7 protein-coding genes and 2 pseudogenes are annotated in these 8,116 nt (G+C 67.9%); 3 read left to right on the forward strand and 6 right to left on the reverse strand.

Features of this window, described 5'->3' with window-relative positions; all coding sequences use genetic code 11:
• Position 1 precedes the first annotated feature (1 nt).
• From ABZ904_RS43220 to ABZ904_RS43230, 3 genes are all read left to right on the forward strand, one after another.
• Positions 2-754: a glucose 1-dehydrogenase gene (locus ABZ904_RS43220; RefSeq protein ID WP_359404942.1), complete on the forward strand. Its 753-nt coding sequence runs from the start codon at positions 2-4 to the stop codon at positions 752-754.
• Positions 754-1,752, forward strand: a complete 999-nt coding sequence (locus ABZ904_RS43225; RefSeq protein WP_359404945.1) for a cupin domain-containing protein — start codon at positions 754-756, stop codon at positions 1,750-1,752. Before ABZ904_RS43220 ends, ABZ904_RS43225 begins: the two co-directional genes overlap by 1 nt.
• Positions 1,753-2,135: 383 nt before the next feature.
• Positions 2,136-3,149 (forward strand): cupin domain-containing protein, encoded by a 1,014-nt coding sequence (locus ABZ904_RS43230; RefSeq protein WP_359404948.1) that lies wholly within the window; start codon positions 2,136-2,138, stop codon positions 3,147-3,149.
• A gap of 104 nt (positions 3,150-3,253) precedes the next feature.
• Here the strand turns inward: ABZ904_RS43230 and ABZ904_RS43235 are convergent, their stop codons facing one another.
• The 6 genes and pseudogenes from ABZ904_RS43235 to ABZ904_RS43260 all read right to left on the reverse strand — a co-directional run.
• The gene (locus ABZ904_RS43235; protein ID WP_361829616.1) at positions 3,254-5,338 is read right to left on the reverse strand and encodes a hypothetical protein; all 2,085 of its coding nucleotides are present in this window, start codon (positions 5,336-5,338) and stop codon (positions 3,254-3,256) included.
• Between the two features lie 2 nt (positions 5,339-5,340).
• Positions 5,341-6,183 (reverse strand): CbbQ/NirQ/NorQ/GpvN family protein, encoded by an 843-nt coding sequence (locus tag ABZ904_RS43240; protein ID WP_359404954.1) that lies wholly within the window; start codon positions 6,181-6,183, stop codon positions 5,341-5,343.
• Positions 6,184-6,220: 37 nt separating this feature from the next.
• Positions 6,221-6,397, reverse strand: a complete 177-nt coding sequence (locus ABZ904_RS43245; RefSeq protein ID WP_359404957.1) for a hypothetical protein — start codon at positions 6,395-6,397, stop codon at positions 6,221-6,223.
• 318 nt (positions 6,398-6,715) lie between these two features.
• Positions 6,716-6,880: a hypothetical protein gene (locus tag ABZ904_RS43250; protein ID WP_361002745.1), complete on the reverse strand. Its 165-nt coding sequence runs from the start codon at positions 6,878-6,880 to the stop codon at positions 6,716-6,718.
• Positions 6,877-7,878 (reverse strand): annotated as a pseudogene (locus ABZ904_RS43255) (integrase core domain-containing protein). The gene ABZ904_RS43250 and the pseudogene ABZ904_RS43255 overlap by 4 nt, the downstream one beginning before the upstream one ends.
• Positions 7,875-8,116 (reverse strand): annotated as a pseudogene (locus ABZ904_RS43260) (hypothetical protein); the annotation flags it as partial. The pseudogenes ABZ904_RS43260 and ABZ904_RS43255, both read right to left, overlap by 4 nt.

Below are 8,116 nucleotides of genomic sequence, written 5' to 3' on the forward strand. Positions count from 1 at the left end.
GATGGGTCTGGAAGGAAAGGTCGCCGTGGTCACCGGCGCCGGTCGGAACGTCGGTGCCGCGATCGCGGCCCGGATGGTCCACGACGGCGCGAAGGTCGCCGTCGTCGACCTCGACGAGGGGCGCGCGCAGGCCACGGTGAAGGCGATCAACGCCGAGACGCCCGGGGCAGCGGAGGGGTTCCTGTGCAACGTCGCTGACAAGGACTCGGTCGCCAAGACGATGGAGGCGATCGCGAGCCACTTCGGCGGCATCGACATCCTCGTCAACAACGTCGCGATCACCGACCGCGGCGCGACCGTCCTCGACCTCGACGAGGACGAGTGGGCGAAGGTGCTCCAGGTGACCCTGACCAGCGTCTTCCTGTGCACCAAGTACGCCGGCCAGAAGATGGTGGCCGGTGGCCGCGGCGGCGCGGTCGTCAACATCGGCTCCACCTCGGGCTACCGCGCCCGCCCCAACGCACTGGCCTACCCGGCGGCGAAGGCGGCCGTGATCAACATGACGCGATCGATGGCGGCGCAGTTGGCCCCGCACGGCATCCGGGTCAACTCGGTGACGCCGAACAAGGTCGGCTCGCCGGTCGGCCGCGACGAGGAACCAGAGAACCGTCCGCGCAAGAACATGTTGGGCCGCGGCTGTCAGCCCGAGGACATCGCCGGTGCGGTGGCCTACATGGTCTCTGACGACGCCGGGTTCGTGACCTCGACGGATCTGGTGGTCGACGGTGGCGTCCTCTATGGAGTGATGGACTGATGGGTCGCATCTTCGTACGAGGCCTCGACTCGGCCACGTACGGACTGGACCGGGTACGGCGGGCGCAGCTTGCCGCACCCCGGGTCCGGGGCACCGACGTCGTGATGGCGACCGGCAAGGGTGCCGGCTACTCCAGCGATGAGGGCGACCAGGCCGAGGTCGAATGGCGATTGGCGCCGGGGGACGACCCGTTCCTCACCCAGACGCTCCAGGTGCACCTGGTGAAACTGCCACCGGGCGGACAGAACCAGGGCCACGGCCACCAGAACGAGGCCGCCTTCTACATCACCCAGGGTCGCGGCTATGAGGTCCACGACGGACTGCGCTACGACTGGCAGGCCGGCGACCTGGTCTCGGTACACACCGACTCCGTTCACCAACACTTCAACCCATACGACGAGCCCGCCGAGATGATCGTCTTCAAGGCGAAGTGCACCTGGATGTTCATGGGCCTCCTCCAGCAGGGGCGCGGCGGTCCGATCGAGCGGCCCGAGGAGTTCGGCGAGCGCTTCCCGTGGAGCTCGATCTGGACGCCGGGCGTGGAGGAGCGAAGCAAGGTCTTCCGCTCCTCGCAGATCCCTGAGGAGCTGACTCCGCTCGGCCGGGTACGGATGCTGAACTCGCCAGAGCAGACCGACCACCGGATGTTCAGCACCGACGTCTTTTCGCTGACCGTCCCGGCCGCGGGCCACTCCGGCAAGCACTGGAAGATGGCCGACGAAGTGCTCTACGTGCTCGACGGCTCTGGCTACTCGCTGCACTGGGAGGTCGAAGCCGAGATCGCGGAGAAGTACTACGCCCGGGTCGCGACGACACCGACGCGTCACGCCTTCGGCCCCGGCGACACGGTGTACGTGCCACAGAACACGATCGCGCAGCATTTTGCGGCAGACGGTACGCCGCTGCGACTGCTGTCTGCCCAGAACAGGGTGTTCAAGCACCTGGGCTACGACAACACCCACATCCTCGAGCCTGCCTCGGAGTACGCCGCCTCGTGATGTGAGAATCTGCTTCTCGGAGTACCACTCCAGTGCAGGGAACTCGAGCGACTCTGCCATCGCCTTGCCGGCGAGGTAGGCCTTCGACAGCGGCGGACGCTGATACGGCGGGCGTGCTTCGCTGCCGACCAGGACGACGGGGTCGGTGTCGCCGAGCTCGCGCAGTGACGTGGCCAGCTGTACGCGGCCTGGCTGGCGCCGATGATGAGTGCCTTGACGGGCGGACGTCATGATGCCTCCATGCGGTCTATGGCCATGTGGGGGCTTGGTGGGCGCGAGCAAGTCGTAGGGCTGGGCAGCAACTTGCGCACTGCGCCTAGATTGGTCATACATTTAGCCCTATACTCGTCTTGTTCGCGCGTGCCGCTTGAAAGCGAGAGACCATGGCCAAGAAGGACCGCACGTTCGTGCGGGGGATGACCTCCGAGACGTACACGCTCAACCAGTTCCGCCGCGCGCAGCTTGCGGCCCCTCGGGTCCGTGACGACTCGGTCGTCGTCGACACCGGCGACAACGCTGCCCACTCGGGTGACTCTGCGAAGACGCGGACCTGGTGGCGCGTCGGCCCGGGTGACGAGCCGTTCCTCACCCAGACCATCCAGATCCACTTCAACGAGTTTCCGGCGGACAGTGCCAACAACGGCCACGGCCACCAGAATGAGGCCGCCTTCTACATCCTGGAGGGCAAGGGCTACGAGATCCACGACGACAAGCGCTATGACTGGGAGAAGGGCGACCTCTGCTTCGTCCACACTGACTCGGTCCACAGGCACTACAACCCGTACGACCAGCGCGCTCGCGCGCTGGTCATGAAGGCCAAGAGCACGTGGATGTTCATGGGCCTGATCCAGCAGGGTCGCAGCGGCCCGATCGACCGCCCCGACGAGTTCGGTGAGCGCGAGGACTGGTCGCCGGTCTGGACACCGGGCGTCGAGGAGATGTCGAAGGTCGTCAAGCCGACCGACGGCAAGTGGGAGTACACCCCCATGGGCTACATGCGCGACATGAACAGCCCCACGACTCCCAACCACCGGCAGTTCTCGATCGACGTCTTCGAGGTCACCACGCCGGCCGGTGGTCGCACCGGCAAGTACTGGAAGATGGCCGACGAGATCCTCTACGTGCTCGAGGGCGACGGCTACTCGCTGCAGTGGGAGGTCGAGGCGGAGATCGCGGAGAAGTACTACGCCCGGATCGCCAAGGAGCCGACCCGCCACGAGTTCCGCCAGGGTGACACCATCTACGTGCCGCAGAACACCGTCGCTCAGCACTTCGCCGCTGATGGCACCCCGCTTCACTTGCTGTCGGTGAGGAACCGGATCTTCCGCCACCTCGGCTACGACAACGTTCACTTCTTCGAGGACGCTCCGGAGTACACCGAGCACCAGGGCAAGTGACGCCAGACGAGTGAGACCGGCCCGCACCCTCCGGGGTGCGGGCCGGTTCGTCGTGGGTGACCGTCCGCGGCTGTCTGTCGGAGGCGCTGGGCCGCCGACACGGATCAAGAGGAGCCGCGGACGGAGATGTAGAGCGCGGCCAGTGCCTCGGGGAGCTGTCGCGTGTCGGCGATGACGTGGTAAGCGCCTGGCTCGTAGGCGGCGCCGAGATAGTCCGCCCCGTCGGGGTCGACGGTGAGAAGGTACGGGTGCACGCCGACGTCGCGGGCCTCGGCGAGCGCTCGCGCGGTGTCGCCGACGGCATACCCGAGCATCGCCTCCTCGCCGTACTGCTGGCCATAGTCGATGTCGAAGGGCCGCCCGTCGGAGATGACGAGCATGATTTTGGTCGCCGCCTCGACCTTGCGCAGGCGTTGGGTCAGATGCCGGATCGCCGGCGCCATTCGGGTGGTGTGGTCGGGCCGGAGACCGCCGAGCCGGTGCCAGACCGCCGATGTGGCGCGCTCCTCGACGTCCTTGACCACCGAAAGGCGTACGTCGTCGCGGCCGCTGCCACTGAAGCCGTAGATGCCGTACTCGTCGCCGACCCGCTCAAGGGCCTGGGCAACCAGGCTGACGGAGTCGCGTTGCAGGTCCAGGATACTACGCACTGTGCCGGGCGTTTCAGGGTCGGGTGGCAGCGCGATCGCCGTTGACCCGCTGAGGTCGAGGGCGAAGACCACCGCGACGTCACGACGGCGCTGGCGCAGGTCGGTGAAGACGCGGTCGGAGGGTTCGACGCCCGTGCGAAGGTCTATCGCGGCGTCGATGCAGGCGTCGAGGTCGAGGTCGTCCCCGGAGGGGGAACGGCGGGTGATCGTCCGCCCACCGGGACGGACCCGCTCCAGCGCCCGCACCAGCGGACCGACCAGGTGCCCGTAGCGCGCGAGTGCACGGTAGTGGCTGTGGTCGGCATGCTGGATGGGTGCGCCCATGACACGTACCCGGGTAAAGTCCGGACGGTAGGTCGCGGTGTAGCTGTCCCACTCGGGGTAGACGAACTCGTTCGCGTTGCGCGACTGCAGCCGGGTCTCCAGGTCGGCCCACGGCTCATCACCGGTCAGTGGCACCAGGGGCCGGATGTCGGGGGTGGCGCTGGGGTCCACCGAGCCGGCGGCGCGCTCTGGTGCCCGACTCGGCACCTCGTCGGCGCTGTCCTGATCGTCGTTGCCGTCGCCGTGCGCCGGAGCGGTCGAGGCCTGCGCGACCTGAGGCAGGAAGGCCTCCAGGGAAGCGTCCGATGCAGGAGCGCCGACATAGCGCGGGCCGGGCCAGTCGCGGTATGCCACCGGGTGGTACCACCCCGCGAACCCCTCGACGCCCGTCATCCGCTCGGAGAGCGTCGCGGTGTCGAAGTCGGATTCGTCGAGTGTCGTGTCGAGCTCGGCGAACCGTGCCTCGTGCGTTGAACGGTGGGCCCCCTCGGTCGGCAGGCCTACCAGGACGTCGCAGATCCGCAGCGCCGCCTCGACGCTGGACTCCACACGGGCACGTGGGTCGCGCAGCCGCTGCGCGACCGCGATGATCCGCGCGATCGGCTCGTGCATCGAGGTCGCTGCCCGGACCAGCGAACCGCCGAGGCTGAAGCGCACCAGTGCCTCGATCGCGGCGGCCCGAGGGAAGAGGACGGCTGGCTGCGGGCGCTCGTGGAGGGCGCCGTGGCGGACGCCCTTCGCGGGCATTGCCAGCCCTGGCAGGAGTCGGTCGGTCGCAGCGTCGATGCGGAGGTCCTCGCAGGTGGCGAAGATGTGGACGCCGAGCACCGAACCGCCGAAGAGGCCCACCAAGCGCTGCAATGACGGGACGTGTCCGTCTCCGGCCTCCCGCGGTCGCCGGCGGGGGAAGAGGGGCTCGTCACGATCGAGGTCGAGTTCGAACGTGCCCATCGTCCGGTGCATCGCGCGGTGGGTCATCGCCACCTGGTACCACTCGTCGGCGGTGAACTCGGCGTGGTCGTCCAACGGTGCCTGGCGCGGCAGCCAGACGGTCGTCTCGGTGTCGGCGTGCTCCCACGGGCTCGACCCATCGTCGTACGGCACGAGGGAGCAGACCTCGCCGCAGAGCGCACGGTAGTAGAGCGCCAGCGAGTGGCGCGTCCGGTCCTCGGCGGCGGCGACCTCCAAGGCCGCGGCTTCACGAAGGCTGGTCATGCTCAGTCCAGGAAGATGGCGCCGACGACCTGGGTCACGGCCTCTTGGACGTCCGGGTCGTCGCTCAACGCCTGCACCAGGCCTACATCGCACGCACGCCGCGGCGCGATGCCGCGCGCGATCAGCCTGCCGACGTGCACCAGCAGACGGGTGCTCGGTCCCTCGATCACCCCGGCCTCGTCGAGACGCCGCAGCTGCTTGCCTAGGAAGGCCAGGTCGCGTGTGGTGGCCTCGTCGACGCCCGCCTCGTGGGCGATGATCCGGGCCTCGAGGTCGCACTCGGGATAGGTGAACTCGATCGCCATGAAGCGCTGCCGGGTGCTCGGCTTGAGGTCCTTGGCGGTGGCCTGGTAGCCCGGGTTGTAGGAGACCACCAGGAGGAAGTTGTCATGGGCCTCGATCGTCTCGCCGCGCCGCTCGATCGGCAGCGTACGCCGGTGGTCGGTAAGGGAGTGGAGGATGACCGTGGTGTCCTTGCGGGCTTCGACCACCTCGTCGAGATAGCAGATCGCCCCGCTGCGCGCGGCCTGGGTCAGCGGCCCGTCAAGCCACGTCGTCCCCTCGCTGGAGAGCAGGTAGCGGCCGACCAGGTCGGCCGAGGTGATGTCGTCGTGGCAGGTGACGGTCACCAGTGGCTGCGCAGGTGCGTCGGCCCGCCCGCCGAAGATGCGCCAGGCCATGTGCTCGACGAAGCGGGTCTTGCCGCATCCGGTAGGCCCCTTGAGCAGCACGGGGATGCGCTGCTCGTACGCCGCGGTGAAGAGTGCGACCTCATCGTGGACCGGAAGATAGAACGGCTCCTCGAGCCGGCTCGGTGGGGTGGTCCTGGTGGTCGTCTCGATCATGAGATCCTCTCGGTCGCGGTGGAGTTGTGGACTGGACTTACTCGTGGCGCTCGAACATGCCGACGTCGTAGGCGGAGCGGTCGGGCGAGACCACGATGGTGGGCGCCGAGTGCTTACTACTTGCCTCGACGGAGAAGCGGATGATGCCGACCTGGTGGCCGGCGAACGAGGCCAGCTCGTCGGCGGGCCGACGGAGAGGCGAGTCGTCACACATCGGCACTCCTTGAGACGGATGATGGTCTATCCATTATCCTGCTAGCAACATAACATCGCCGAAGGTGCGCGGCGAGCCATTCCGCCCGCGGGCCCGCAGGGTCGGGGCCGGCCGGGCCGGATGCGTGCGGGGTGATCGACGTGACGGAGTTGCCGTGGTGACTGGGCGGCCGGGCCATGGCGATCAACGCCGACCAGGCCGCGCTCGAGCACGCCTCCGGCGCGGAGCGAGGCGCCGCCGTCCTTGATCGTCGCAGCTGAAGACGAGATCGGACCGGATGCCTCTGCATCCGGCCCGATTCGTCAGGGAAGCTTGGCCTCAGGACTCCTGGGTGACGCGTCGGGCCGTTCGGTCCAGGTGAGCAGACATCACGGTACGGGCGGCATCGAGGTCATGTTGCTTGATCGCCTCGAACGAGCGCACGGTGCTCGTCGAGGCCCTGGCGCCCCTGCCCTTGCCGAAATCCTCGTCCGGGCAGCTCATGCGACATGTTCGTACTCGTGGAGAATGCCGCCAAGGCGATCGCGTCTTCGTACCTCGAGGCAGGCGATCTGGGCCGGATCGGCGATCGGCGAGGGCAACGGGTTCAGTGGGCGGGCGTTCGCGATGCCCTGGTGGGGCCGGTGGAAATTGTAGAACCGCTCGAACTCCCGCAGGGCGTAGAGCAGATGCCGCTGATTGCAGATCAAGGTCCGGTCCAGTAGCTCGTGGCGGCAGGTCTGCACCCAGCGTTCCATGACCGAGTTCATCCTCCCCCGCATCGGCGAGGATCGCGTCGAACAGCGCGGGGAACTTCCCGTCCCGGTCCCGGATCAGGCACCGCGCCCGGAAGCCGGCGTCCTCCAGGTCCATGGCGAGATTCTTCATGGCCTGCGCCACCCACGAGGCCGTCGGATGCGCGGTCGCGCCCAGGACCCGGATTCGTCGACTGGCGTGCTCGATCACGGTGAACACGTACAGTCGTGCCCCAGTCAGGGTGACCGTCCCGAAGAAGTCGCACGCCAGCAGGGCCTCGGCCTGCGAGTGCAAGAAGTCCGCCCACGTACTTGAGCTCCGTTGGGGTGACGGGTCGATCCCGGCCTCCCGCAGGATCTCCCATAGGGTGGAGGCGGCCACCCTCACGCCGAGAATCACCAGTTCGCCTTGCACCCTCCGGTAGCCCCACGTGGGATTTTCCCGTGCCAGGCGCTGCGCCAGGGCCCGGACGGAGTGTAGGGCCCGCGGTCTATCCGGGCGCTTCGGTCGGGAAACGGCCGCGTGGCGGCGCGCGACCAGGCTGCGGTGCCAGCGCAACAGCGTGTCTGGGCGCACCAGCAGCCGCGGTCTGCGCAGCATGTCCCGGGGAAGCTGGTGCAGCAGCGCCGTCAGAAACGCCCGGTCGCTCGGGCTGAACCGCGCCTTTTCTTGCCGAGTTGGCGCTCCAGCACCGTGATCTGATGGCGCAGGGCGAGGATCTCTACCTCCTTCTCCCGGTCGCTCATTGGCAGCAGGCCAGCAGCGCTATGGGCGGCACATTTTGTGCTGAGCAAGGCTGGCCCTGCTCCCGCTCCTCGTTCGCCAGGAGTACGTGGCTTGGATCCAGAACGGCCAGCCGTGACGCCGCCCCTACGATGACCGTGTGACAGCCGAACGGGAAGTCGCAGCTGAGCAGGGCGCGGCTGACGCCTCGTCGTACCGCCTTCGCGACGACGAGGACCTCCTCCATCGTGATCTCCAGCG

Origin of the sequence: Streptomyces sp. NPDC046900, assembly GCF_040644975.1 — a bacterium.
Taxonomy (GTDB): domain Bacteria; phylum Actinomycetota; class Actinomycetes; order Streptomycetales; family Streptomycetaceae; genus Streptomyces.

Excerpts from the sequence above, each read along its gene's own strand:
- ABZ904_RS43235 (WP_361829616.1), bottom strand. The coding sequence starts at position 5,338 with ATGACCAGCCTTCGTGAAGCCGCGGCCTTGGAGGTCGCCGCCGCCGAG.
- ABZ904_RS43225 (WP_359404945.1), top strand. The coding sequence starts at position 754 with ATGGGTCGCATCTTCGTACGAGGCCTCGACTCGGCCACGTACGGACTG.
- ABZ904_RS43245 (WP_359404957.1), bottom strand. The coding sequence starts at position 6,397 with ATGTGTGACGACTCGCCTCTCCGTCGGCCCGCCGACGAGCTGGCCTCG.
- ABZ904_RS43220 (WP_359404942.1), top strand. The coding sequence starts at position 2 with ATGGGTCTGGAAGGAAAGGTCGCCGTGGTCACCGGCGCCGGTCGGAAC.
- ABZ904_RS43250 (WP_361002745.1), bottom strand. The coding sequence starts at position 6,880 with ATGAGCTGCCCGGACGAGGATTTCGGCAAGGGCAGGGGCGCCAGGGCC.
- ABZ904_RS43240 (WP_359404954.1), bottom strand. The coding sequence starts at position 6,183 with ATGATCGAGACGACCACCAGGACCACCCCACCGAGCCGGCTCGAGGAG.
- ABZ904_RS43230 (WP_359404948.1), top strand. The coding sequence starts at position 2,136 with ATGGCCAAGAAGGACCGCACGTTCGTGCGGGGGATGACCTCCGAGACG.